Below are 23832 nucleotides of genomic sequence, written 5' to 3'. Positions count from 1 at the left end.
GATTTACAGCCGGACCAGGGCATCGCTGACAGCCCTCAGTCATTTAGAAAGCAACTTTATTGCTTCTGCATAAAAAAATTACTGGGGATCCCTCAGCCCTGTGGGAGAAGGGCAGAGTGAGGGCACAGCCCGCAGCGGAGTTTAGCGGCTAAAATGTCTGGTGATGGCGCCCTGTCCTGAAGCCGTCACAACCACCTCCCTGTACCCCGCCACCCGCTGGATCCACCCTTTGCTTTCCAGATAAATAAGCAGCGCCGCGCCGGCTTCGCCTCCGAGATGAAACCGCCGCTCGCTCCAGTCCAGGCAGGCGCAGCACGCTTTTCGGCGCGAATGAGCGCTTAACGAAACGCCGAGCTTCAGAAACTGCTCCCGACCATACGGCGTGAGCGCTGAACCGTCTACCTCCAGCCAGCCTGCTGCCTGCATGAAATCGTAGATCTGCACCGCCACCGCGCCTGCGAGATGGTCGTAGCAGGTTCGGGCTTTACGCATGGCTTTCGGCGCGGTAGTTTCCGGCGGGGTAATGCGGCTCCACGAAAGCTCCATCATCTGTTCCACCAGCGCCGCCACGTCGTGCCCGGCAAGACGATAATAACGATGCCGCCCTTGCGACAGGCAGGTAATTAACTGCCCTTCAACCAGCCGGGCGAGATGCCCGCTGGCGGTCGACGGCGCAACGTCTGCCGCCGCACTCAGTTCGGTGGCCGTCCACGCTCGCCCGTCCATCAGCGCGCACAGCATTTTCACGCGCGACGGATCGGCCATTGCAGCCGCTACAGCAGCAATGGCCTTTTCCAGCATCGCGCTGTTATCAGAGGGTAAGCTCGTCTTTAACATTCGTCGCCCAGGGTGTGGTGATCTCAGCGGCCAGCTTATCATCATCCGTCAGCAGAATAAGGTGATTCGCGTGGTCGCTGTACTGAGTCAGGATAGACACGCCCTTTGCGGCCAGCGCCGCCGCTATCTCGCCCAGCTCGCCAGGACGCTCCTGCTTAAGCTTTCTGATCACCGGCTTTCGCAGCGCCTGCACGGTAAACCCGGCGTCGAGCAGCACACGGCGGGCTTTTTCCCCGTCCTCCACCAGGAAATGGGCATCCGTACCGAAAACGCCGCCCCCCTCCAGCCCCACGCCGTTGCGGCCTAACAGCTGTCCAAAGCGCGCCAGCTCGCCGGGCCTGTCGCTAAAAATCACGTGAACGTCATACATCCGCGTGCCCTCCCGTTTCGGAGCTGTACTCCCGCACCAGCTGCGCCACGCGAATACGGTAGAAAGAAAAAATCGACTCCCGGCCTTCGGCCTGCGCGGCCTGATGGAAGACATTCTGCTTCCAGCGGCGGACGGCCTCTTCATCCCGCCACCAGGAAAGGGACAGGATTTTGCCGTCGATGCTCAGGCTCTGAAAACGTTCTATATCAATAAAGCCGTCGATGTCCGCCAGCAAAGGCTTGAGTTCAGCGGCAAGCTGCAGATAGCGCGCCTGATGATGAGGCTCCGCTTTGGCTTCAAAAAGGACTGCGATCATGGGTGTCTCTCCGTTGTGAGGGTGTGGAGAGAATGCAGGAGGAAAAACCACAATGCTTCGGTATGGAGCGAAGTGTTTGCCGGATGGCGCTGCGCTTATCCGGCCTACGGGCTCATGTAGGCCCGGTAAGCGTAGCGCCACCGGGCAGGGTTTAACCCACCATCGACTTCGACTCCATAAACGCCCCAATCCCCCACTCGCCTGGATTACGGGCGCTGGTGGCGATGATCCGCGAGCGCAGAATTATTCCAGGTTAGCCTTGTTCAGACCGTAAGCCGCATCCAGCGCGCCCGGCTCCATGCGGGAGGTAATGCCCAGGCGGTTCCAGGCGTTGATCGCTACGATGGCGAAGTTCAGCTCTGAAATCTCGACATCCGAGAAGTGCTCCGCCACGCTGCGGTACAGCGCATCGCTCACGCCATGTACGCCAATCTGGGTCAGCGCTTCGGTGAAGGCCAGCGCCGCTTTTTCACGGGCGCTAAACAGCGGGGACTCGCGCCAGGCCGCCAGATGGTACAGGCGCAGCTCGCGCTCACCGGCGATTTTAGCCTCTTTCGAGTGCATATCCAGACAGAAGGTGCAGCCGTTCAGCTGCGATACGCGAATGTCGATAAGGTGCTTAAGCGCCGGGTCGATGGAGGTTTTCGCCACCTCCATGCTCAGGGCAGAAAGCGCGTTGGCAAGTGCAGGTGTGGCTTTGTGGTGGTTTACGCGGGTGCTCATTGTCTTTCCTCTTTTTGTGCCGTTTTTTTCATGCGATAAGGCAAATCTACGCCGTTAATGACATAGTAAAAAGACACAAAAAGCGTGAAATGAGGTAGGACATGAAGCCGGGCTATCATGAGATTTATTCCCGCTATCGCGACAACATCACGCGCGGCGTGCTGAAGCCGGGCGATAAAGTGCCTGCCATCCGCGTGCTGGCCGAAGAGCTGAAGGTGGCGCGTAAAACCGTCGAGACGGCGTATGCCATTCTGACGGGCGAAGGGTATCTGGTAAGCCAGGGCGCGCGCGGGACGCGGGTGAACCCGGATCTTCTGCTGCCCGCGCAACACGCCCCCACAGAACAAGCGACCGGCACGCTGCCGGCGTCGTTGATTAGCCAGCGCGAACGGGCCGGTTTTCTGCGCCCCGGCATTCCGGCGCTCGACAGCTTCCCCTATAAAAAATGGCTGCTGCTGGCGGGCCAAGCGACGCGCGCCATGCGTCAGGATGAAATGCTCAACCCGCCGGTGCTGGGCTGGTATCCGCTGCGCGAGGCGATTGCCCGCTATCTCAATATCTCGCGCGGGTTATCCTGCACCGCCGAACAGGTACTGATCACCAGCGGCTACAGCGGCAGCCTGCGCCTGATCCTTGACACGCTTGCCAGCCGCAGCGACAAGGTGGTGTTTGAGGATCCGGGCTATTTTATGGGCCAGCAGCTGCTCAAGCGGATCGTGCCCCGCCTGCACACCGTGCCGGTTGATCGCTGCGGCATCGATACGGACTACCTGCTCCGTCATCATCGCGACGCGCGTTTTGCCATCGTTACCCCGTCGCATCAGAGTCCGCTGGCGGTGACGCTCTCACTGCCGCGCAAGCAGCAGCTGCTCGACTGGGCGTCACAAAACGAGGCGTGGATTATCGAAGACGATTACGACGGGGAATTTCACTACACCCGCAAAGTGCTGCCGTCGATGAAAAGCCTCGACCAGCATGACAGGGTGATCTTTATGGGCACCTTCAGCAAAACCATCATGCCTTCACTGCGCATGGGCTACGTGGTGATGCCCGCCAGCACCGTCGGGGCCTTTACCGACTGCGCGGACATTACCACCAGCGGCCAGCCGGTGCTGACGCAAAAAATCCTCACCGCATTTCTCAACGAAGGGCATTTTTTTCGTCATCTGAAAAAGATGCGCGCCCTGTATCAGATCCGCCGCGACTGGATAATTGCCGCCCTGGGTGAGGTCTATGGTGACCTGTTCTTCACCGAGCAAAACGACGGTGGAATGCATATTGTCGCGTTCCTCGCAAAGGGAAGCGCTGACCGGGAGATTGCCCGCTGCTGGCAGGAACAGCAACTACAGGTTAATGCGCTTTCGGAGTGGTATCGCGGGTCGGGCAAACGCTACGGGCTGGTGATGGGCTATAACAACGTGCGGTCATATCAGGAGGCGGTTGAGCTGCTGGAAAGGCCGAAACGGCAGACGCTTGCGCTGTTGAGTTGAAAACCGCCGGGTGGCGGCTGCGCCTTACCCGGCCTACGGTCTCCTGTAGGCCCGGTAAGCGTAGCGCCACCGGGCAACCCTATGCTTACACATCATATCGCGATAACCCAACGTCCTTGAGCTGCTCGTCGCTCATCTGGCTCAGAATGCGGCGGGTACGGTTGATGCGATACCAGTTACGCAGCGTTTTCGCTACCCAGACAAACGCGATAAACGGACGTTTTGAACGATTCTCGTAGAATTCCATGATGCTCTCCTCGCTGTGCCAGGGGGTTATCATCATGGAAAACGGCCAGTACAATACAGATTCAAAAACTGCTTTTGTTTACCATACAGATCCACTAAAACGGTATCTGCATGGCGTTTTACCCACCAGTCTGTACTGGTTTAATAATCTGTATGGTGAAAACAAAGGATACAGCATGACGCGCTATCAACATCTGGCCAACCTACTGGCGGAACGTATCGAACAAGGGCTGTATCGCAGCGGCGAACGTCTGCCGTCGGTACGCACGCTGAGCCAGGAACACGGCGTGAGTATCAGCACCATACAGCAGGCCTACCAGATCCTCGAAAATCTCCAGCTGATCACGCCCCAGCCGCGCTCCGGCTATTTTGTCTCGAAACGCAAAGCGCAGCCGCCCGTACCGGCGATGACGCGCCCGGTGCAGCGCCCCGTGGACGTCACCCAGTGGGATGAGGTGATGATGCTGCTGGACGCCCGCGCCGACAAAGAGATGATCTCCTTTGGCGGCGGCTCGCCGGACATCAACCAGCCGAGCCTGAAGCCGCTGTGGCGCGAGATGAGCCGCATTGCGCAGCATAACCCTGGCGAAATGCTGAGCTATGACGTGCTCGATGGTCGTCTGGAGCTGCGCGAGCAGATCGCCCGCCTGATGCTGGACGGCGGCTCCACCGTGGCGGCAAACGAGATTGTGATCACCAACGGCTGCCACGGCGCGCTGTCGATCGCCCTGCTCTCGGTGTGCAAGCCGGGGGATATCGTGGCGGTCGAGTCGCCGTCGTTTCACGGCACCATGCAGATGCTGCGCGGCTTCGACATCAAGGCGATTGAAATACCTACCGATCCCGAGACCGGGATCAGCATCGAGGCGTTAGAGCTGGCGCTGGAGCAGTGGCCGATCAAAGCGGTGATCCTGGTCCCCAACTGCAATAACCCGCTCGGGTTTATCATGCCGGAAGCACGTAAAAAGCAGGTGCTGGCGCTCGCCCAGCGGCACGATATTGTGATTGTGGAGGATGATATCTACGGCGAGCTGGCCGCAGAGTACCCGCGCCCGCGCACCATTCACTCGATGGACATTGATGGCCGCGTGATCCTCTGCAGCTCCTTTACCAAAACCGTGGCGCCCGGGCTGCGCGTCGGCTGGATTGTGCCGGGGCGCTATTACGACCGGGTGATGCACATGAAATACGCCGCGGGCGGTTTTAACGTGCCGGGCACGCAGATGGCGGTGGCGGCGTTTATTCGCGACGGCCATTACCATCGCCACGTGCGGCGCATGCGCCAGATTTATCAGCAGAATATGGAGACCTATACCTGCTGGGTGCGGCAGTATTTTCCGGCAGAGATATGCGTTACCCGCCCGCAGGGCAGCTTCCTGCTGTGGGTCGAGCTGCCGGAGACGGTCGACATGGTGTGCGTCAGCAAGCAGCTGTGCCGTCTCAAAATCCAGGCTGCGGCCGGGTCGCTGTTTTCCGCCTCCGGTAAGTACCGCAACTGTCTGCGGATCAACGTGGCGCTGCCGCCGACGGATAAACATCGCGAGGCGTTGAAGAAGATGGGTGAGGCGATTGTGATTGCGATGGAGGGGTAGTGCGGCCTGTTGCCCTCACCCCGGCCCTCTCCCACAGGGAGAGGGTGAAAACCGATCCCGTAGGCCCGGTAAGCGCAGCGCCACCGGGCATTGGCTAACGACTCAGAACGTCCACGAAACGCTGCCGACAATGCTGCGCTCTGCACCGAAGTAGCAGTAAGAGAGCGAATTACACGCCGCAACGTAGCTTTTGTCCGTCAGGTTATTGACGTTCAACTGCGCGCTCACGCCCGTGAGCCCCACTTTCGACAGGTCATACCCCACGACCATATCCACCAGGGTGTATGACGGTAGCGTATGGGTGTTCTGACGATCGCTGGCGATCCCGTTGACATAGCGCACGCCGGAGCCGACGGTCAGGCCGTCCAGCGGGCCGCTTTTGACGTCGTAGCTCAGCCAGGCGCTGGCCATGTTACGCGGGGCATAGACGGCGCGCTTGCCCTCCTCTTCCGGGCTGCTCTTCTTGTAGCGAATATCCGTATAGGTGTAGGCCGCCTGCATGCGCAGGCTGTCGGTCAGCTGTCCAATCGCCTCCAGCTCAACGCCTTCGGATTCGATTTCACCGATGGAACGGTACGGATCGGTCGGCTCCTCTTTAGTGGCAATGTTCTTCTGGTTGATGCGGAACACCGAGGCGCTGAACTGGCTGTTCATCCCCTCCGGCTCATACTTCACGCCCGCTTCCCACTGCTTGCCCTTCATCGGATCCAGGATATTCCCCTGCTCGTCGGCAAAGCTGGTCGGCGTAAAGGCGGTGGAGTAACTGACGTACGGCGCGACGCCGTTATCAAACAGATACAGCAGCGCCGCGCGGCTGCTAAAGTTGTTTTTATCCAGATCGCTGCGGGTATGGTTGAAGTTGTCGACGTTCGACACGCTCACCTGGTCGTAACGCCCACCCAGCGTGAGGCGCCAGCGGTCAATGGACATCTGATCCTGCAGGTAGTAGCCGGTCTGGCGCAGCTTATGCTTTTCCCTGCTGTACTGGATGATGTAGTCCGGCTTCGCGCCATAAGCAGGATGGAAAGCGTCAATCGGCGGGAAGCCGCCGTAGTAGCCGGTGACGTTGTTGGTGCGGTCCTGGTAGTCCATGCCGATCAGCACGCGGTGGTTCACCTCGCCGGTATCGAAGCTGCCGTCGACCTGGTTATCCAGGGTGATGGCGTTCATCTTCTCATCGGAGCCGGAATAGCCGCGGTTCAGCTCGGTGTCGTTCAGCCAGCCTGCGGCATACACCTGGTTCAGCTCGACTTTGGTGTGCAGGTAGCGCAGCTTCTGACGCACGGCCCAGCCGCTGTCAAACAAGTGCTCGATGTTATAACCGACCATGTTTTCCCGACGATCGTACTTGTCGTAATCGTCTTCACCTTCAAAAAAGGTGTTGGAGATTTTCTTACCGCTGTGCGGCACGACGGTGCCCTCATACGGCAGGCCGGAGTGGCTGCCGCCTTCCGGATCGCGGTGCAGGTAGGCCATCAGATCCAGACGGGTATTATCGGTGATACGCCAGGTCAGGCTCGGCATCAGCGCGTAACGCTCTTCTTTGAGCGGATCGAACTGGGAATCGGCATAGCGGGTCATCCCGCTGAGGCGCACCGCCACGCGGTCGTTATCATCAACCGGGCCGGTGACGTCGAACATCGCCCCGCGCTGGTTATTGTTACCGGCGAAGAGCTTGATCTCCCCGCCCGGATCGAACGATGGCTTACGGGAGGTGAGCGCCACGATGCCGCCCGGCGATGAGCGACCGTACAGCACGGAGGCCGGGCCGCGCACGACTTCGATACTGTCCAGGAACCACGGATCAACCACCAGCGAGCTGTGGGAATTGGTGTCGCCCATCATCTTCAGGCCGTCGAGGTAGACGTTGTCCAGGCTGCCGTCCGAGAAGCCGCGCAGCACCATGTAGTCGAAGCGGTTTGATGCCCCAATCTGGTTGCTGTAGACCCCCGGCGTGTAGCTCACGGCCTGACGCACGCTGGTTGCGCCCTGCTCTTCGAACTGCTCGCGGGTGACGATAGAGACCGATTGCGGGGTTTCAATATCCGGCGTTTCAAGCTTGGTGGCCGCAGACTGCATCTGCGAGGTCACCACCACGGTGTCAGTTTTTTGGGCATCCTGCGCCAGTAAAGGAAAAGCGACGCTACCGGTAACCCATCCCACCAGCAGTGCCAGACGCGATTTAGCAAACATAACCCTCTCCAGAGATATTTCTTATTGTTAATAAGAATTATTACCTTTTTGAGGGTGCAAACAGCTATGCGCGCCGCCAGGTTATGTATGCGCGATGCTAAACCGCACGGGATACGTTCGCGCGATGGACAAAATTACGTTAGCGGAGTTTGCGCACGTCACCCGGTGAAATCCCGTAATGACGACGAAACGCGGTGGCGAAGTTGGTGGCATGCTGATACCCGCACATCCACGCCGCCTGCTGTACGCTGTGGCCTTCCAGCAGATAGCGACGCGCCAGCGCAAGGCGACAGTCGCGGAGATAATCGAAGAGTGTGTAGCCGTAGCGTTGACGGAACTTGCTGCGCAGGCTGCTTGGGCTCATGGCAGCAAGGGCTGCCAGCTGCGCGAGTGTATGGTCACGTTCAGGAGACTGTTCCAGCAGGCACCGGACGCGTTCCAGACGCGCATGCTCAGGGCGGCTCGGGCAGGGCAGCTGGCACTGGTTCAGGCCGTGGCCGAGCAGCTGGTACATGAGCCCCTCCAGCAACAGCTTACGCGTGAGCACGCTTCCCCCCTGCCGCTGTGCATGCTGAATGCCTGACATCACAAACTCGGGAACGTGCCAGACAAACGCGGGGGTATTCAGGCTTTGCCATTCCAGCAGCAGCGACTCAAGCAGGGCTTCACGTCCGGCATCGTGCGGGTACACGCCAAACGAGAGCGTTTTCAGCGTGCTGTCAGCATCGTGACGCGCGCTCATCACCTGATCTTCACTCAGACGCGAGCTGAACGCCATGCCCGGGCGGACGGGATAATCGATACCATTGAGCGTGAGCGTCACGCACCCTTCCAGCACCACCAGCATATAAAGCGGGCTGCTGTGGCGAGAGGTGGTTTCATAGGGCTGTAATACACGTACGTCGGAATGGGTCAGTGAAATGCCGGACGAGAGCGTCATCTCTTCAACATTCCCCTGCAACACGGGGCTGCCGCTGACCTGCTCATCTTTTAGCTGCGGGAAACGGTAGTCGATGCCGTAGCGCTCGCCGAATATTTGAAAATCCTCAACAAAAAATATGCGCTTCGCTGATGTATTTTCACTCTGGAGCATAATTCGGAGCCTGCATCGGGGAAAGGACAGGCAAAACAGTACCATTCATTTGCCATGGCAGCAATCACCGGGCGCAGACACTATTACGCTCCGGACGAAGCCGGAGCGAAGGCGTATATTTCTTTACGAGAAATATATTTATGCTTCCTGCCACTCAGCAAAAACCTCTTTATGGTTTTTGGTCAGGACAACTTTATTATCTTCGACCTTATCGACCCAGCCGAGAGGAATAAAGTGGTGCTTGCCGCCTGATTCCGGGTCGCTCTTCGCAAGCTTGATACGCTCACCATCAAGATGGTCCACAACCCCGACATGCGTTCCGCAGCTGGCGACAACCTGAGTGTGATCCTTAATTGCGCTTTTATCTACCATATTCATTCTCCTGTTTCGGTTATTTGCCTGTTGCACGAAATTAACTGTAGCGCATAAATTCGGAACTAAAATGCGTATTAGCATTTTGAAACATCATTGACAGAACCGAATATTATGTCTATTTAGCGCCGAATTGATAAAATAAGAATAAGATTAATTATTAGCGACTGATTATTTCCCGTTCATAATTAAAGTATCGCAACCAACGAGGAGGTATTTATGACGATTCGCAACAATCGGACAGAAATTTCGCTGGCTCTTGGTGAAGCGGTCTTAGACATCGTGCAAAAAGGCCATGAGGTATCGCGAGAAAATCTCGCCCAGGCGATGAAAATTAAAGCGGAAAAAGAGCGCGACGATGAGCGGCTTCTGAACTACTGGAAGGCCTGTAATATGCTGGTTTAAACGTAGCGGCGTTTAGTCTGACTAAACGCCGCTGTCTGTTACTCGTCGAAGTACCAGTATCCCTGGTTAATCAATCCGGTCAACTCTTCCACAAACGCCGGATTATTCAGCGCATCGCCCAGCTCGACCTGGCCGAGCTGGGTGTAGCGGGACAGCGCGTCCGCCCCGTTCACATTCGCCGTCTCCAGCTGTTCGCTGTTGATAAAGAAGCTGCCGTTGACGTTCAGCACACGCAGCCCGCTCAGGCGTGAAAGCGTTTCGCCCCCTTGTAGCGCGTCGAGCACCTCGTCTGCGGAATACGGCGGCTCGGCGGCGGCAATATCCAGCTCGTGACGCGGCGTGGAGACGAAGCTGCCGAACCATTTTGTAAAATCATCCGGCTTGCTAATCATGTCGATCATCATCTGGCGAATTCGATCGAGCTCGTACTGCTCTACGCGGCCCGGGTGTTCGCGGCAGGTCAGATCCGGATCGCTGTAGTGCTCGCCACCCAGATCGTTTTCCAGCGCGTAATCGGCAAAGCTGCTAATCAGATCGCGACCGTTCGGCCCGCGGAAACCGACAGAGTAGTTGAGCGCGGTTTCATGGGTGAAGCCGTCATGCGGGAATCCAGGCGGAATATAGAGGATATCGCCCGGGGCCAGATCTTCGTCAATGATTGGCTCAAACGGATCGACGTGCAGCAGGGCCGGATGCGGACAGAACTGACGCATCGGCAGCTTGTCACCCACGCGCCAGCGACGGCTACCCATCCCCTGAATAATAAACACATCGTACTGATCGATATGCGGCCCAACGCCGCCGCCCGGGACGGAGAAGGAGATCATCAGGTCATCGAGACGCCAGTCCGGCAGGACGCGGAACGGACGCACCAGCTCTGCGGCGGGCATATGCCAGTGGTTCACCGCCTGCGCCAGCAGAGACCAGCCGGTTTCACCGAGGTTATCGAAATGCTCAAACGGGCCATTGCTCGCCTGCCACTTGCCGTTAGCATGGCTTACCAGGCGACTATCGACTTCCGGCTCCATCGCCAGACCCGCCAGTTCATCAGGGGTAATGGGGTCGACAAAATTCGGGAAGGCATTTTTCAGCACAACGGGTTGTTTTTGCCAGTATTTCTCAAGAAATTCCGGCCAGTCGAGGTTCAGTTGATACGCCATGGTTAGCACCAGTGAGAGGGGAGACAGGCGCGATTATAGAAGAGACAGCCAGGGGGGAACTTGTCATGGGTCAATCGAGCGCGCGTAGGTCGGGTAAGGCGAAGCCGTCACCCGACGCACGCGCGGGCTAAAACTTAATCCAGGTTCAGCTCGTCATAATGGGTGATCAGTTTGCCCACGATGCCGTAGTCCAGCGCTTCCGCCGGTGACATCCAGAAGTTACGGTCGGTGTCCTTCTTCACTTTCTCCAGCGGCTGGCCGGTGGCGTCAGCAATCAGTTTGTTTACGCGTTCCAGCATGCGGATAATCTCGCGCGCTTCGATTTCGATATCCGTTGCCTGACCGCGCACGCCGCCCAGCGGCTGGTGGATCATAAAGCGGGTATTCGGCAGCGAGTAGCGGTGCTCTTTTTTCGCCGCCAGGAAGATGGTGATCCCGGCGCTTGCCACCCAGCCGGTGCCAATGACGTGCACTTCCGGTCGGATAAACTTAATGAAGTCGTGGATGGTGTCGCCCGCTTCCACGTGGCCGCCCTGGCTGTTGATGTACAGCTTGATCGGATCGTTGCTGACGCTTTGCAGCAGGATCATCTGAGTGATGACTTTCTGGGCCAGCTCCTGGTTGATCTCACCGGAGATGACAATCGAACGGGATTCCAGCAGTTTTTGCTGTAGAGCGCCCGCGCCGCTTGTTCCTTCCGCTTTTTCTTTATCGTCACTGCTTTTCAGTGTGTAGTGCATCGTTATGTCCTCAGCTTGTCGCGCTCAAAATCAGAGTGTAGCCTGTTTTACCCGTCGGCGTCCTCACACAAAACATCGTGGCTCAGGATGAATATCGCCTGTGTCACGCTCTGGCTTCGCAGCCGGAAAGGTCTCTAAAAACAGCGTTCCGATCCTAACCAATTCGCCACATTTTTATTACACTTTCATATCATCTTCATATTGCCGAATCATAATAATTATTAATGTGTTAGTATGAATGAGGATAGCAAACAGTCGCTTACGTTCAAAAAGGCGCATTTTATTCTCGATGGTTTACTGATCACACCGGGGCGGTGAATGGAACACATTGTTTATGTGGTTGATGACGATGACGCAGTCAGGCAGTCCGTTGTTGGGCTGCTGGAATCAGCGGATATACACGCCCTTGGCTTTTCCTCAGCAGAAGCCTTTCTCAGCCATCCCTTTGAGGATTTGCCCTCCTGCGTGATCCTCGATATGCAGATGCCCACGATCACCGGGTTTGATGTCGCAGATGCGCTGAAAGCCAACGGGCGAGAAATACCGATCATCTTTCTCACCGGTCACGGCACTATCCCTATGTCCGTCCGGGCGATCAAAGGCGGGGCCTACGAATTTCTCACTAAACCCGTTGAATCCAGCGCCCTCATTGGCTCTATCGAATCCGCGCTCAGGCTGGCACAGCACAACGCCGCCCGCGTCAAAGAGCACTACGCCCTGAAACAGCGCCACATGTCCCTCACGCCGCGCGAGCATGAGGTGCTTCAGCTTGCCATCAGCGGCAAGCTCAACAAGCAGATCGCCGCCGAGCTGGGCGTCAGTGAGATTACGGTGAAAGTACACCGCCGCCGGGTGATGGAGAAAATGCAGGTCCGCTCCGTGGCCGAGCTGGTCAGGGCCGTCGAGCGCCTGACAAAACATCAGCCAGCGGAATAACCGTTACGCCTCCTGTCCGGCAAGCGGCAACGCGAAGGTAAACACCGTGCCGTACGGCTCTCTGCGGCGCGCGCTCAGTTTTCCCCGGTGCCGTTCAATGATGCTGGCGCTGATGGTCAGTCCCATCCCCATTCCCTGCGCTTTGGTCGAATAGAACGAGTCAAAGATCCGCTCGGTGAGCTCCGGCTCAATGCCGCTGCCGGTATCGGCGATCTCAAAGATCACCTTCCCTTCGGCGCAGTTCGCGGTGGCGATCGTGATGCAGCACGGGCGATCCGTCACTTCCGCCATCGCTTCCATCGCATTCATCACCAGGTTAAGCAGCACCTGCTGGATCTGCACGCTGTCGCCGATGATAAAGCTGTCGTCAGCGTTCAGGAGATAATCAACGCTTATGTGTCGCAGCTCAAGTTCGCTGCGGGAGAGCATAATGATGTGGTGGATCAGGAAGTGCAGATCGATTCGCGTAAACGTGGGGTCCTGTTTGCGCGTCAGAGATTGAATGCTGCGGATGATCTCCCCTGCCCGCTCGCCCTCGGCGGCGATCTCCTCCAGCCCCTCTCGCACTTTGTCCAGCCGCGCCGGATCGCGGTTGAGCCAGCGCAGGCTCGCGCCGGCGTTCGAGACAATCGACATCAGCGGCTGGTTGATCTCGTGCGCGATCGAGGAGGTGAGTTGCCCGACGGTGGTGGCCCGTGAGACTCGCGCCAGATCCGCTTGCGCCACCCGCATCGCATCCTCCGCCGCCCGCTGGCTGGTGATGTCGGTAATGATGCCGTAATACTCATTCACCTCGCTGCCCACGCCCACCGGATCGCCAATCCCGAGAATGTAGCGAACGGAGCCGTCGGTGCGGATAATGCGAAACTCCGCGCGCATCGACAGTCCGTCACGCACGCTCTGATTAACGAGGTTACCGATCCGGCCATAATCATCCTCATGCACGAAGGTCAAAAACTCCGCCATTGAGATCATCTTTTGCTGCTCCGGCAGGCCAAGAATACGGGCGTACTCTTCGGACATAAACATCAGATCCTGCACCAGCTCCCAGCGCCAGCTGCCGGTATGGCTGATCTGCTCACCCAGCATCAGCGAGGTCTGGCTGGCGCGCAGCTCTTTCTCCACCCGTCGGCGGTGGATGTTTTCCGCCAGCAGCTCGGCGTAGAGCCGTGCCGTCTCCAGCGAAACCGCCGCCTGCGCGCCCAGCAGGCTGACCACGCGCGAATGTTCGGCGGTAAACACTTCCGGCATCAGGCGGTTTTCCAGATACAGCACCCCCACCAGTCGCGCCTGTTTGAACATCGGGACACACATCACGGCGGCGCCGGACGTCACCAGATAAGGATCCTGGCTGAACGGGTGAAATTCCTCCGGTTTGCCGGTGCGGATCTCCTGCCCGGTGCGGATCACCGCGGCCAGCACCGACAGCGGCATGTCCGTCGCCATCGGTGTCTCTTTCAGGATGCGAACCCGCACCCCGTCGGTGCTGGTCCAGGCGCTGGCTTCGATCTCCGGGATGTGATTATCGCTGACGCGAAGCAGCAGGCCACGCTGCGCCCCGGCCCGTTCAAGCAGCAGCGTCATCAGGTTTTCAATTAAACGCTCGAGGTTGATTTCTTCGGACAAGGCGCGTGAGGCTTTGATGACGCTCTGTAAATCGCGGATCACCTCGTTCTGGGCAAATGCCACGGTGTCGTACGCGCGGCTCTGCCCGGAGGCCAGCAGATGCGGGAAATCCTGCTCCATCTGACGCACCTTGGCCTGCGCCCCGGCGCGGCCCCAGGCGGCAATCGAACCGCGGAAATGGGCGTCGGAGGCGGTCGGGTAGCCGCAGGCCAGCGAGAAACGCCCTGCCAGCTCGTGGGCCAGGGCATTGATCGGGTTAAACCCGCCCTCCCGCGAGAGCCGCACCGCCTTTTCATACTGCTCCAGCGCGATGCTGTTCATGCCGTCCAGACGGACGATTTCGGCATAAATCAGCGCCTCTTTATCGGCAAACGTGCCCGGATTGATCCGCGCCCAGAGGGCAATTTTGTCGTAATGGTGATGAATACTGCGGCGATAATCCGCCGAGAAGGTCTCCGGCGTGAGCTGGCGGGAGAGCGCCAGCGCGCTGTAAAAATGGTAATCCAGCAGATGGATATGGCCCGGTGCGGACCACGCATACCAGCCCGCCCTCTCTAAATCCGCCTGCGCGTCGGCGTATTCGCCGCAGGTAAAGTGCGCCATCCCGCGATAGAGCCAGTACCAGAACAGCATGGTCGAGGTCTGCTCGGGCGCCTGCTCCGGCGGTGCGGGCAGCAGATCGTCAGGCAGCGCCTGGGCGGCGCTCCATGTGCCCGTCACCGGCGTGCGTAAAAACTCCACGTAGCGGCGCTGAATGTGCAGAACGGTTTCAATGTCCTGATAATCCGTTTTACGCACAAAGGCCAGACCGCGATCGATGCTGGTCAACACGCCGTCCAGATGATCGCCCCGGGAGAGGAAGTTAATGATCTGATGACAAGCCGCGAAGCAGGCCATCGTCATGTCGCCGTGGGTCACCGCCGAGGTAAAGCAGGCCTTGGCGCACTCGATAGTGTACGACAGCGGCTGGGTCCAGACGCTGAGCTGGTCGAGCGGCAGCAGAGTTTTAGCTTCATAGGCATCATAGCCGTGGCGGTTCACCAGCTCGCGAGCCAGCGTGCCGTACTCAAACCCGAGACGGTATTCGGCGTAGCGGTGGCCAATCAGCACGCCAAACCAGGCCATCGCCGTGGTGGATGCGCCGGTTATGCCGCGATCGAGCGTGAGGTGCATCATCCGGCACAGGAGTAAAAAGTGCAGGCGCGGGCAGGTAAAGCTGGCGAAAATACTGGCGCTGTAAAGCAGGTTCATTACCGCTTCGGTCTCCGCGCTCTCCATCAGCTTAAGCTGAGTAAACGGGTTCTGCGGCGCGTCGGCGGTGCGTTGACAGAACTGCTGCCAGGCCTCGTCACATTCGGCATTTTCCGGGTAGCGGCTGATCTGGATCCCGAACACGCCCAGCCAGCATAACGACGCCTCCAGCGCCAGGCGGATCTCCGACTGGCGCATATAGACTTCCGCCAGCAGGTTAGCGGCCAGCGCTTTCTCCGTCAGCCCGCCCGGTGAGCCGAGGATCGTATCGCACAGCGCGCGCGTGCGCTCCAGGTGCCCGAGCGCGAACTCACAGCCCGCCTCTTCGATATCCAGCATAAAGTCCGAGACCGGACCCGCGTTCCCCAGCGCTCTGGCGGTCTGGATGTAACTTAAGGCGGAAAGGTAATCGCCGGTACGCTTCGCACGCCGCGCGGCCTGGAGGCTCAGCTCACGGAATCTCTGGCGCTGCGGCGCAGGCTGGATGCAGTCCAGCGCGGCGCTGACGTGGTGAACCGCGCGGAACAGCAGTTCGTTACCCGCCGTCTGCCGCGCGGCATCCGCCAGCAGGCTGGCGGTGGTCAGGTGCAGATGGCTTTTCTCGCCCTCATCCAGCAGGGCAAAGGCGGCTTCCTGCACCCGATCGTGGGTAAAAGCGTACTCTTTCTCCGTCAGCACAATCAGCTGAGCGGTAACCGCCGGATGAAGGGCGTAGCGGATTTCCGCCGCCGACTGCCCCACCACGCGGCACAGCATCTCCAGCTCGCCCGTGCAGCCGAGGCAGGCGATGCTGCCCAACAGGCGGCGCGTCTCGTCGGGCATCTCCTTGAGCTGTTCAAGCACCAGCGTCACCACGTTCTCGGTGTAATGCCGGGCGCGGATGGCCTGGAGATCGTAATGCCATTTCCCCTGATATTTGTTGTGCACCACCAGTCCGTCATCGACGATGCGGCGGAAAAATTCCTGAACGAACAGCGGGTTGCCGCCGGTTTTTTCATGGATCAGCGTGGCAAGATCGGAGGTGCCGGTACTGCGGGCATGAAAAATCCCCCCGAGCCAGCGTGCCACGGCCTTCACCGACAGCGGCTGCGGCACGATCGTCATGGCATGCTGCGCCACCTCCGGCAGGCCCGCCAGCGCGGTCTGCAAGCTGGGATCAGAAAGCGAACTGAGATCGCGGTGCGCCACCACCACCAGCAGCGGGATGGCGCCGCAGGTGCGCAGCAGGTGATCGAGCGTTTGCAGGCTGGCGGCGTCGATCCACTGCACATCATCCAGCAGCAGCACCAGCGGCGCGCCCTGGGTGGCGAAGGTTTTCACCAGCGACAGCACCATATGGCTGAAGCGCGCCCGCGCGTCGATGGAAAATGTATCCGCAGAGAAACGCGGTTTGTTCTCAAGAAATAAATTCAGCTCCGGCACCAGGCTGACAGCCAGCTCCTCGAAGCCTTCCAGCGCGCGCGACAGGCGGGTTTTCCACGTCGCCACCTCCCCGGCTGGCAGCCCGAGCAGGTGCAGCGTGAGCGTCCGAAACGCCGAACTCAGCACGCCGTAGGGCAGCGTGGGAGAGTATTGATCGACCTTGCCCACCGCCAGCAGCACCTTGCGCTGTTGCAGCGATTTCAGCGTGGTGGCGATCACGGAAGATTTGCCGATCCCCGACGGACCGCCAATCGTCACCAGTTCCGGCGCACCGCTCTGGCTGACCCGCTCAAACGCGGCGATGACGTCGCTGGCCTGCGGATGCGCAGAGAAAAGCGAATCGGCAAGATGGATCGCCGGAGAGCGATCCTGCTGGCCGGGAATAAAGTCGACGATCTCACCTTCGGCGGTCAGCGTCGCCTGGCAGCGCCTGAGGTCGGCAATCAGCCCGTCGACGGTCTGATAGCGATTCTCCGGATTCTTCTCCAGCAGCTTAAGGATAATGGTCGAGAGCATGCCGGGTACGTCCGGACGCACCCGGCCCGGCGCAAGCGGCTCGGAGGCAATGTGGTAATGCGCCCAGTTAGTCTGGTCATCAGCGCTCAGTTCAAACGGCAATCGCCCGGTCAGAAGTTCATAAAGCACGATACCCAGACTGTAGAGATCGCTCCGGCTGTCGACGGCGCGCCGGGTACGCGTGGTGTGTTCCGGTGACATGTAGGCGGGCGTGCCGCCAGACGCGGCAAGCCGGGACTGTGAGAATGCGTCGGAAGTGGCGCAGGAAAGACCAAAGCTGCACAGACGGCTGGTGGCGTCGTGATGAACGAAGATCGACCCGGGTTTGATATCGCCGTGGATCAGGTTGTGCAGATGCATCTGGCGCAGGGGACCGCAGATGCGGATCGCCATCTCGATAAAGCGGGCGATCCCGGAAATCGCCTTACCTGCCCGGCACGCCAGCAGTTCAAAGCAGAACGGCGCGTAGACCAGCGCAAAACGTCCGCGGTACTGGGTTGAAGCGACGGGCCGGATAGCCCAGCCGTCATGAAGCCGATCGCGCAGGGCAAACTCGTTTTTAAGCAGCCGCGTTGCCCGCTCCTCTTCTTCATCGCTGACCGCGGTGGCAATAATAAACGAACCGCCGGACTGGGGATGCCGCCCGTTCATCCAGGAGATGCCGCCCTCCTGCGCCAGCACGGTAAAAATAACATCCTCTTTCAGAACAAAAGCCCGCCCTTCATGGAGACTTCCCCGGGCGGGCCAAAATGCAGGCGACGTTTGTTCGTTCATCCGCGATCCTTATTGTCGGCGGGTCAGCTCCCGCTGAATATGATCCAGCAGAATATCGATGTTAATCGGCTTACGCAAAAATGCAGCGGCGCCCAGGCTGAGTGCATACCGCTGCATATTTTCATCCGCATGGCCGGAGATAAACAGTATTGGCGGCGGCGGCGTGGCCAGCAACCGCAGCTTCTCAAACAGCTCGATCCCGTTCATGCCGCGCAGCTTGATGTCGGTGATCACCAGCGACGCGCCGGACAGGGCGAGAGGGTGGCTCAAAAACACCTCTGCCGAATCGAAGGTATCGGTAGCATACCCTTCCGATTGCAGCAGGTTACTGAGCCCGCTGCGAACAGAGCGTTCGTCATCAATGATGGCAATGCGCCACGGCAGCGTCATGCTGTCTTTCCTCAAACAATTCGTTACGCGTCGCGGCTTTCCTTCGCGGGCGCTGGGGGCGCGGTACCGCTGATTTTCGGTACGCATTCATGACGAAACCAGGCCAGGGTCAGCGGTTCGCGGCTCACCAGACGCCGTCCGATGGGGATCAGTTGTTCACCCACCAGCATGCCGAACAGGCCAAGCAGCGCGACGACCGGCGGCGCCGGGGAATGCACGTCGAGCAGGGCGTAAATTACCCCAGCCGCGACCCCGCACACCAGCGAAATAATCCAGGCCTTCATGATGACGCTCCGGTCAGGTGCTGAACGTGGGGAACCGTCACCTGCACGCCAGCGGGATTATCGCGGGATAAAAGATGACGCATCGCCTGTTCCCCTGCCAGCATGCCCAGCAGGCCAATCAGCGCCAGCGCGGGCGGCGCGGGGGAACGCACCTTCAGCACGGCATACATCAGGCCAATCAGCACGCCTGCCGCGAGGGATATCAACCCTGTACTCATTGTGAACTCCAGAGAAAAAGGCAGTGGCGAGCCGGATGAGGGACCAGCCCGCCGCCGGGATTTAGCGTGCCGGAACCGGCGCTAAGGTACGGTGCTCGCTCTTCTGGCGAGACGGCGCTTTGTGCACCATGGTGTAGGCGTAATCCACGCCCATGCCGTACGCGCCGGAGTGCTCGCGCACGATATCCATCACCGCGGTGTAGGTCTCTTTATGCGCCCAGTCACGCTGCCACTCCAGCATCACCTGCTGCCAGGTCACCGGGATCACGCCCGCCTGGATCATGCGCTGCATCGCGAAGTCGTGGGCTTCTTTGGAGGTGCCGCCGGACGCGTCCGCCACCATATAAATTTCGTAGTCCCCTTCCAGCATCGCGCACAGGGCAAAGCTGTTGTTGCACACTTCGGTCCACAGGCCCGCGACAACCACCTTCTTCTTGCCGTTAGCCTTCAGCGCGTCACGCACCTTCTGGTCGTCCCAGGAGTTCATGGAGGTACGCTCCAGAATGTCCTGACCCGGGAACACGTCCAGCAGCTCCGGATAGGTGTTACCGGAGAAGCTTTCGGTTTCAACGGTGGTGATGATGGTCGGGATGTTGAACACTTTTGCCGCTTTCGCCAGCGCCACGGTGTTGTTTTTCAGCACCTGGCGGTCAATAGACTGCACGCCAAACGCCATCTGCGGCTGGTGGTCGATGAAGATGATCTGACAGTTGGCTGGGGTTAAGACTTCGAGCTTTGTAGTGGTCATAAGATTATCCAGTGAGGTTAAAGGTTAAAATCGCCGCGAACAGCACGCCGATAAAATCGCATTCATCCTATGACCCACGCCGCTGGCGCGTAATTATCTCTTCGTATAGTTAACCTTAGGTATAGTTATACTTTGGTATACCTATCCTATTGTATAACTGGATCTTTCCCGAAACCGGTTCCCATAATCCTGACCATTCCCCTCTCAGTCTGGAGCAGTTATGGTTACCCTCGGTAAAGCCGATCTCATTCTGGTTAACGGCCAGTTTCACACCGTCGATCGCGAGAACCCTCTCGCGGAAGCCGTTGCCGTGCGCGACGGGAAATTCCTGGAAGTGGGCACCGTCGCCGAGGTGATGCAACACCACTGCGACGGCACTAAGATGGTCGACTTAAAAGGCCACACCGCCATCCCCGGCCTGAACGACTCGCACCTGCACCTGATCCGCGGCGGGCTGAATTACAACCTCGAGCTGCGCTGGGAAGGCGTACCGTCCCTGGCAGATGCCCTGCGCATGCTGAAAGAGCAGGCCCTGCGCACGCCGTCGCCCCAGTGGGTGCGCGTGGTGGGCGGCTGGAGCGAGTTCCAGTTTGCCGAGCGCCGTATGCCGACGCTGGATGAGATCAACGACGCCGCGCCGGATACGCCGGTGTTTATCCTTCACCTGTACGACCGCGCCCTGCTCAACCGCGCCGCGCTGAAGGTGGTCGGCTACACCAGGGACACGCCGAATCCGCCGGGCGGGGAGATCCAGCGCGACGCCAACGGCAACCCGACCGGGATGCTGATCGCCCGCCCGAACGCCATGATCCTGTACTCAACCCTCGCCAAAGGGCCGAAGCTGCCGCTGGAGCAGCAGGTCAACTCCACGCGCCAGTTCATGCGCGAGCTGAACCGCCTGGGGCTGACCAGCGCCATCGACGCAGGCGGCGGCTTCCAGAACTACCCGGAAGATTACGAGGTAATTGCCGAGCTGCACGAGAAAAAGCAGATGACCATCCGCATCGCCTACAACCTGTTTACCCAGCGTCCGGGCTACGAGCTGGAAGACTTTGAAAAATGGACCGACATGCTCACGCCGGGCCAGGGCAGCGACTTCTTCCGCCACAACGGCGCGGGCGAGATGCTGGTCTTCTCCGCCGCCGATTTTGAAGACTTCCTCGAGCCGCGCCCGGATCTCGCGCCGGGCATGGAGGACGAGCTGGAGCGCGTGGTGCGCCATCTGGTCGAACACCGCTGGCCGTTCCGCCTGCACGCCACCTATAACGAATCCATCAGCCGCATGCTGGATGTGTTCGAGAAGGTGAACCGCGACATTCCGTTCAACGGGCTGCACTGGTTCTTCGACCACGCCGAAACCGTCACCCAGGCCAACATCGACCGCATCAAAGAACTGGGCGGCGGCATTGCCGTGCAGCACCGCATGGCCTTCCAGGGGGAATACTTCGCCGAGCGTTACGGCATCGAAGCCACCCGCCACACGCCGCCGGTGGCGAAAATGCTGGAGACCGGCGTGCCGGTGGGCTTAGGCACCGACGCCACCCGCGTGGCGAGCTATAACCCGTGGACCGCGCTCTACTGGCTGGTCTCCGGCCGCACCGTTGGCGGGATGCAGATGTACGATCACAGCGCCCGTCTGGATCGCGATACCGCCCTGATGCTCTGGACCCAGGGCAGCGCGTGGTTCTCCAGCGAGCAGAACCAGAAGGGGCAGATCAAAACGGGCCAGCTCGCGGATCTGGCGGTGCTCAGCAAAGATTACTTCCGCGTACCGGAAGAGGAGATCAAGGGCATCGAGTCCGTCCTCACCGTGGTCAACGGCGATATCGTCTACGCTGCTGGCAGCTTTGGCCCGCTCGCGCCGCCCGCCATTCCGGTCCTGCCCGAGTGGTCCCCGGTGGTGAAAGTGCCGGGCCACTACCGCAGCGCGCCGCCGCAGGCCGCACGCGTCGGCATGAGCGCCGTCCACCACTGCAGCGGCCCGTGCGGGGTTCATAGCCACCAGCATGATTTCGCCCGCACGTCAGAGATGCCGGTGTCCGACGATAACGCTTTCTGGGGGGCGCTGGGCTGCAGCTGCTTTGCATTCTGATGAAACATAATGACGCTTCACCCCGGATCGATCCGGGGCTGTTCTTCCTGCGCCTGACCGGCAGCCTGCTGCTGCTTTACGTGCACGGCCTGCCGAAGGTGCTCCACTTCAGCGAAGAGCTGACGCGCATCGAAGATCCGTTTGGTTTCGGACCTTACGCGAGCCTAATCCCGGCGATCGTCGCCGAGGTCATCTGCCCGCTGTTTATCATTGCAGGGGTTTACACCCGCCTGGCGTGCCTGCCGATTATCGCCGTGCTGCTGGTGGCGATGCTGGCGGTGCACCCGGACTGGTCGATTGCCGAAGGGCAGTTTGGCTGGCTGCTGCTGATTATCTTCACCACCCTCGCCCTCACCGGACCGGGCCAGTGGCGGCTGCAGCGTAAGACGACGGAGAGGTTCGCATGACCCAGGTTAACGACGTTCGCGACGCACACGTCGAGACGACGCCCGCATCGGCGGCTTCGCCCTGGCAGCCGCTGAGCCAGCCGGTGTTCCGCATACTGTGGATCGCCACGGTGGTCTCTAACGTCGGCTCATGGATGAGCGACGTCGGCATCAACTGGAGCATGCTGACGCTCAGCGCCGATCCGCTGGATATCGCGCTGGTGCAGGCGGCCAGCAGCCTGCCGATGTTCCTCTTCGCCCTGCCGTCCGGGGTGATGGCGGACATCGTTGACCGACGAAAATACCTGCTCTTCTCCCAGCTATGGGTATTCATCGCCGCTGCCGGGCTGACGCTGCTCTCTTTTACCGGACACGTCACCCCCACCGTTCTGCTGGCGGCAACGTTTCTGCTGAGCGTGGGCGCGGCCATGAGCTCGCCGCCGTTTCAGGCGATTGTGCCTGACCTGGTGAGCAAGCCCGAGCTGGGTTCCGCCGTGGCGCTTAACTCGCTCGGGGTCAACATCAGCCGGGCGATTGGCCCGGCGCTGGGCGGTTTCCTGCTGTCGCTGGCCGGACCGTGGATGGTGTTTGCGCTTAACGCGCTATCCGTGGTCGGCGTGGCGTGGGTGCTGTGGCGCTGGCGTCCGGCGCCTTCCGTGCAGCGGCTGCCGCCGGAGCACTTCTTCTCGGCGGTGCGGTCCGGCATTCGCTACGTGCACGCCGCCCCGGTGCTGCGTAACGTGCTGGTGCGTACCGTGGCGTTCTTCGTTTTCGGCAGCGCGGGCTGGGCGTTACTGCCGCTGGTGGCGCGCCGCGAGCTGGGCTTAGGCCCGGCGGGCTACGGCGTGATGCTGGCGTGTATCGGCCTGGGGGCGATTGCCGGGGCGATCCTGCTGCCGCGCCTGCGCCAGCGGCTGAATGCCGATCGGCTGATGGTGGCCGCCAGCCTGACGTTTGCCCTCACCATGCTGGCGCTGGCGTTCGTGCGCCACGTCTGGCTGCTGAACCTGTTTGAGTTTTTTACCGGCTTCGCGTGGATTGCGGTGCTCTCCACCCTCAACCTTGGCGCACAGCGCAGCGCCGCCCGCTGGGTAAAAGCCCGGGCGCTGGCTGTGTATCTGACGGTGTTCTTCGGCTCGATGACCGCAGGCAGCGCCGTCTGGGGGCAGATCGCCTCGCAGTTCGGCACCCCGACCTCGCTGGTGGTTGCCACGCTGGGGATGGTGCTGGCAAGCGCGACGGCGTTCCGCTGGAAGCTGGAGAAAGATCCGAATTTAAATCTCGACCTGAGCGGGCAGCCGCTGGACGGCGTGGAGATTGAACTCCCGAACGAGCGCGGCCCGGTGCTGGTGTCGCACGAGTACATCATCGACCCACAGAACGCGAAAGCGTTTTTGCAGGCCGTGCACGAGCTACGCCGGGTGCGCCGCCGCGCCGGAGCGATGAGCTGGGCGGTGTACGAGGATATCGAACGTCCAGGGCTGTTTATCGAGACCTTCCTGATGGGTTCCTGGATTGAGCATTTGCGCCAGCAGGAACGCCACACCATGAATGACCTCCTGTTGCAGAGCCGCGTTCTGGCTTTTCATCAGGGCACAACATCACCGGCAATTCGCTATCTGGTCGCGCCGGTATAACCATAACAATCACCT

At 59.8% G+C, this 23832-nt stretch carries 22 protein-coding genes; 7 read left to right on the top strand and 15 right to left on the bottom strand.

Features of this window, described 5'->3' with window-relative positions; genetic code table 11:
• Positions 1 to 141 precede the first annotated feature (141 nt).
• The 4 genes from ACNQ0T_RS21735 to ACNQ0T_RS21720 form a co-directional block, all read right to left on the bottom strand.
• Entirely contained in the window at positions 142 to 837 is a 696-nt protein-coding gene (locus tag ACNQ0T_RS21735; protein ID WP_417930372.1) for an ArsR/SmtB family transcription factor, read from the bottom strand.
• A complete protein-coding gene (locus ACNQ0T_RS21730; RefSeq protein WP_022646936.1) occupies positions 812 to 1207 on the bottom strand; it encodes an amino acid-binding ACT protein in 396 nt (131 codons plus the stop codon). The genes ACNQ0T_RS21735 and ACNQ0T_RS21730 overlap by 26 nt, the downstream gene beginning before the upstream one ends.
• Entirely contained in the window at positions 1200 to 1523 is a 324-nt protein-coding gene (locus ACNQ0T_RS21725) for an antibiotic biosynthesis monooxygenase family protein (protein WP_038415232.1), read from the bottom strand. The genes ACNQ0T_RS21730 and ACNQ0T_RS21725 overlap by 8 nt, the downstream gene beginning before the upstream one ends.
• A 243-nt stretch (positions 1524 to 1766) precedes the next feature.
• Complete coding sequence (locus ACNQ0T_RS21720; protein ID WP_022646934.1) at positions 1767 to 2246, bottom strand: carboxymuconolactone decarboxylase family protein; 480 nt, start codon at positions 2244 to 2246, stop codon at positions 1767 to 1769.
• A 101-nt stretch (positions 2247 to 2347) separates the two neighbouring features.
• Here ACNQ0T_RS21720 and ACNQ0T_RS21715 point away from each other — a divergent pair, with 101 nt between their 5' ends.
• Entirely contained in the window at positions 2348 to 3736 is a 1389-nt protein-coding gene (locus ACNQ0T_RS21715) for a PLP-dependent aminotransferase family protein (protein WP_417930371.1), read from the top strand.
• Between the two features lie 85 nt (positions 3737 to 3821).
• Here the strand turns inward: ACNQ0T_RS21715 and ACNQ0T_RS21710 are convergent, their stop codons facing one another.
• Complete coding sequence (locus tag ACNQ0T_RS21710; protein WP_003863073.1) at positions 3822 to 3983, bottom strand: DUF1127 domain-containing protein; 162 nt, start codon at positions 3981 to 3983, stop codon at positions 3822 to 3824.
• A 175-nt stretch (positions 3984 to 4158) separates the two neighbouring features.
• Here ACNQ0T_RS21710 and ACNQ0T_RS21705 point away from each other — a divergent pair, with 175 nt between their 5' ends.
• A complete protein-coding gene (locus ACNQ0T_RS21705; protein WP_022646932.1) occupies positions 4159 to 5574 on the top strand; it encodes a PLP-dependent aminotransferase family protein in 1416 nt (471 codons plus the stop codon).
• A 102-nt stretch (positions 5575 to 5676) separates the two neighbouring features.
• Here ACNQ0T_RS21705 and foxA read toward each other — a convergent pair whose 3' ends face one another.
• From foxA to ACNQ0T_RS21690, 3 genes are all read right to left on the bottom strand, one after another.
• A complete protein-coding gene (gene foxA / locus ACNQ0T_RS21700) occupies positions 5677 to 7785 on the bottom strand; it encodes a ferrioxamine B receptor FoxA (RefSeq protein WP_417930373.1) in 2109 nt (702 codons plus the stop codon).
• A 121-nt stretch (positions 7786 to 7906) separates the two neighbouring features.
• Positions 7907 to 8860, bottom strand: a complete 954-nt coding sequence (locus ACNQ0T_RS21695; RefSeq protein WP_417930370.1) for a helix-turn-helix domain-containing protein — start codon at positions 8858 to 8860, stop codon at positions 7907 to 7909.
• 138 nt (positions 8861 to 8998) lie between these two features.
• Positions 8999 to 9232, bottom strand: a complete 234-nt coding sequence (locus ACNQ0T_RS21690) for a DUF2171 domain-containing protein (RefSeq protein ID WP_003863067.1) — start codon at positions 9230 to 9232, stop codon at positions 8999 to 9001.
• Between the two features lie 219 nt (positions 9233 to 9451).
• Between ACNQ0T_RS21690 and ACNQ0T_RS21685 the strand changes: the two genes are divergently transcribed.
• Positions 9452 to 9637 carry a hypothetical protein gene (locus ACNQ0T_RS21685; protein WP_010427252.1) on the top strand — a complete coding sequence of 62 codons (186 nt, stop codon included), beginning with the start codon at positions 9452 to 9454 and terminating at the stop codon, positions 9635 to 9637.
• A gap of 38 nt (positions 9638 to 9675) precedes the next feature.
• Here the strand turns inward: ACNQ0T_RS21685 and ACNQ0T_RS21680 are convergent, their stop codons facing one another.
• Both ACNQ0T_RS21680 and ACNQ0T_RS21675 read right to left on the bottom strand, forming a co-directional pair.
• Positions 9676 to 10797 (bottom strand): JmjC domain-containing protein, encoded by a 1122-nt coding sequence (locus tag ACNQ0T_RS21680; protein WP_417930369.1) that lies wholly within the window; start codon positions 10795 to 10797, stop codon positions 9676 to 9678.
• 134 nt (positions 10798 to 10931) lie between these two features.
• Entirely contained in the window at positions 10932 to 11537 is a 606-nt protein-coding gene (locus ACNQ0T_RS21675; protein ID WP_022646928.1) for an ATP-dependent Clp protease proteolytic subunit, read from the bottom strand.
• Between the two features lie 318 nt (positions 11538 to 11855).
• On the opposite strand from ACNQ0T_RS21675, the gene ACNQ0T_RS21670 reads away from it, so the two are divergent.
• Entirely contained in the window at positions 11856 to 12473 is a 618-nt protein-coding gene (locus ACNQ0T_RS21670) for a response regulator transcription factor (protein WP_063152454.1), read from the top strand.
• Positions 12474 to 12476: 3 nt separating this feature from the next.
• Here the strand turns inward: ACNQ0T_RS21670 and ACNQ0T_RS21665 are convergent, their stop codons facing one another.
• The 5 genes from ACNQ0T_RS21665 to ACNQ0T_RS21645 form a co-directional block, all read right to left on the bottom strand.
• Positions 12477 to 18062 carry an AAA family ATPase gene (locus tag ACNQ0T_RS21665; RefSeq protein ID WP_417930368.1) on the bottom strand — a complete coding sequence of 1862 codons (5586 nt, stop codon included), beginning with the start codon at positions 18060 to 18062 and terminating at the stop codon, positions 12477 to 12479.
• Positions 18063 to 18071: 9 nt separating this feature from the next.
• Entirely contained in the window at positions 18072 to 18452 is a 381-nt protein-coding gene (locus ACNQ0T_RS21660; RefSeq protein ID WP_006810275.1) for a response regulator transcription factor, read from the bottom strand.
• 23 nt (positions 18453 to 18475) lie between these two features.
• Complete coding sequence (locus ACNQ0T_RS21655; protein WP_006810276.1) at positions 18476 to 18736, bottom strand: XapX domain-containing protein; 261 nt, start codon at positions 18734 to 18736, stop codon at positions 18476 to 18478.
• On the bottom strand, positions 18733 to 18954 hold the full coding sequence (locus ACNQ0T_RS21650) for a DUF1427 family protein (RefSeq protein ID WP_022646923.1): 222 nt from the start codon (positions 18952 to 18954) through the stop codon (positions 18733 to 18735). The genes ACNQ0T_RS21655 and ACNQ0T_RS21650 overlap by 4 nt, the downstream gene beginning before the upstream one ends.
• 61 nt (positions 18955 to 19015) lie before the next feature.
• Complete coding sequence (locus ACNQ0T_RS21645) at positions 19016 to 19702, bottom strand: hydrolase (RefSeq protein WP_022646922.1); 687 nt, start codon at positions 19700 to 19702, stop codon at positions 19016 to 19018.
• 220 nt (positions 19703 to 19922) lie between these two features.
• Here ACNQ0T_RS21645 and ACNQ0T_RS21640 point away from each other — a divergent pair, with 220 nt between their 5' ends.
• Genes ACNQ0T_RS21640 through ACNQ0T_RS21630 form a run of 3 tightly spaced genes read left to right on the top strand, consistent with a single transcriptional unit; the run spans position 19923 to position 23817 of the window.
• Positions 19923 to 21794: an amidohydrolase gene (locus ACNQ0T_RS21640; protein ID WP_045307856.1), complete on the top strand. Its 1872-nt coding sequence runs from the start codon at positions 19923 to 19925 to the stop codon at positions 21792 to 21794.
• Entirely contained in the window at positions 21794 to 22201 is a 408-nt protein-coding gene (locus ACNQ0T_RS21635) for a DoxX family protein (protein WP_032625334.1), read from the top strand. The genes ACNQ0T_RS21640 and ACNQ0T_RS21635 overlap by 1 nt, the downstream gene beginning before the upstream one ends.
• Complete coding sequence (locus ACNQ0T_RS21630) at positions 22198 to 23817, top strand: MFS transporter (protein ID WP_417930367.1); 1620 nt, start codon at positions 22198 to 22200, stop codon at positions 23815 to 23817. The genes ACNQ0T_RS21635 and ACNQ0T_RS21630 overlap by 4 nt, the downstream gene beginning before the upstream one ends.
• Positions 23818 to 23832: the final 15 nt, after the last annotated feature.

Source organism: Enterobacter cloacae complex sp.6700776 (assembly GCF_048284255.1).
Classification (GTDB): Bacteria; Pseudomonadota; Gammaproteobacteria; order Enterobacterales; family Enterobacteriaceae; genus Enterobacter; species Enterobacter intestinihominis.
Note: the sequence above shows the minus strand (reverse complement) of the source record. Positions and strands in the feature narration are given on the sequence as shown.

Excerpts from the sequence above, each read along its gene's own strand:
- ACNQ0T_RS21735 (WP_417930372.1), bottom strand. The coding sequence starts at position 837 with ATGTTAAAGACGAGCTTACCCTCTGATAACAGCGCGATGCTGGAAAAG.
- ACNQ0T_RS21690 (WP_003863067.1), bottom strand. The coding sequence starts at position 9,232 with ATGGTAGATAAAAGCGCAATTAAGGATCACACTCAGGTTGTCGCCAGC.
- ACNQ0T_RS21725 (WP_038415232.1), bottom strand. The coding sequence starts at position 1,523 with ATGATCGCAGTCCTTTTTGAAGCCAAAGCGGAGCCTCATCATCAGGCG.
- ACNQ0T_RS21645 (WP_022646922.1), bottom strand. The coding sequence starts at position 19,702 with ATGACCACTACAAAGCTCGAAGTCTTAACCCCAGCCAACTGTCAGATC.
- ACNQ0T_RS21705 (WP_022646932.1), top strand. The coding sequence starts at position 4,159 with ATGACGCGCTATCAACATCTGGCCAACCTACTGGCGGAACGTATCGAA.
- ACNQ0T_RS21730 (WP_022646936.1), bottom strand. The coding sequence starts at position 1,207 with ATGTATGACGTTCACGTGATTTTTAGCGACAGGCCCGGCGAGCTGGCG.
- ACNQ0T_RS21720 (WP_022646934.1), bottom strand. The coding sequence starts at position 2,246 with ATGAGCACCCGCGTAAACCACCACAAAGCCACACCTGCACTTGCCAAC.
- ACNQ0T_RS21635 (WP_032625334.1), top strand. The coding sequence starts at position 21,794 with ATGAAACATAATGACGCTTCACCCCGGATCGATCCGGGGCTGTTCTTC.
- ACNQ0T_RS21695 (WP_417930370.1), bottom strand. The coding sequence starts at position 8,860 with ATGCTCCAGAGTGAAAATACATCAGCGAAGCGCATATTTTTTGTTGAG.
- ACNQ0T_RS21675 (WP_022646928.1), bottom strand. The coding sequence starts at position 11,537 with ATGCACTACACACTGAAAAGCAGTGACGATAAAGAAAAAGCGGAAGGA.
- ACNQ0T_RS21680 (WP_417930369.1), bottom strand. The coding sequence starts at position 10,797 with ATGGCGTATCAACTGAACCTCGACTGGCCGGAATTTCTTGAGAAATAC.
- ACNQ0T_RS21715 (WP_417930371.1), top strand. The coding sequence starts at position 2,348 with ATGAAGCCGGGCTATCATGAGATTTATTCCCGCTATCGCGACAACATC.
- ACNQ0T_RS21650 (WP_022646923.1), bottom strand. The coding sequence starts at position 18,954 with ATGAGTACAGGGTTGATATCCCTCGCGGCAGGCGTGCTGATTGGCCTG.
- ACNQ0T_RS21670 (WP_063152454.1), top strand. The coding sequence starts at position 11,856 with ATGGAACACATTGTTTATGTGGTTGATGACGATGACGCAGTCAGGCAG.
- ACNQ0T_RS21710 (WP_003863073.1), bottom strand. The coding sequence starts at position 3,983 with ATGGAATTCTACGAGAATCGTTCAAAACGTCCGTTTATCGCGTTTGTC.
- ACNQ0T_RS21630 (WP_417930367.1), top strand. The coding sequence starts at position 22,198 with ATGACCCAGGTTAACGACGTTCGCGACGCACACGTCGAGACGACGCCC.
- ACNQ0T_RS21660 (WP_006810275.1), bottom strand. The coding sequence starts at position 18,452 with ATGACGCTGCCGTGGCGCATTGCCATCATTGATGACGAACGCTCTGTT.
- ACNQ0T_RS21640 (WP_045307856.1), top strand. The coding sequence starts at position 19,923 with ATGGTTACCCTCGGTAAAGCCGATCTCATTCTGGTTAACGGCCAGTTT.
- ACNQ0T_RS21685 (WP_010427252.1), top strand. The coding sequence starts at position 9,452 with ATGACGATTCGCAACAATCGGACAGAAATTTCGCTGGCTCTTGGTGAA.
- ACNQ0T_RS21665 (WP_417930368.1), bottom strand. The coding sequence starts at position 18,062 with ATGAACGAACAAACGTCGCCTGCATTTTGGCCCGCCCGGGGAAGTCTC.
- ACNQ0T_RS21655 (WP_006810276.1), bottom strand. The coding sequence starts at position 18,736 with ATGAAGGCCTGGATTATTTCGCTGGTGTGCGGGGTCGCGGCTGGGGTA.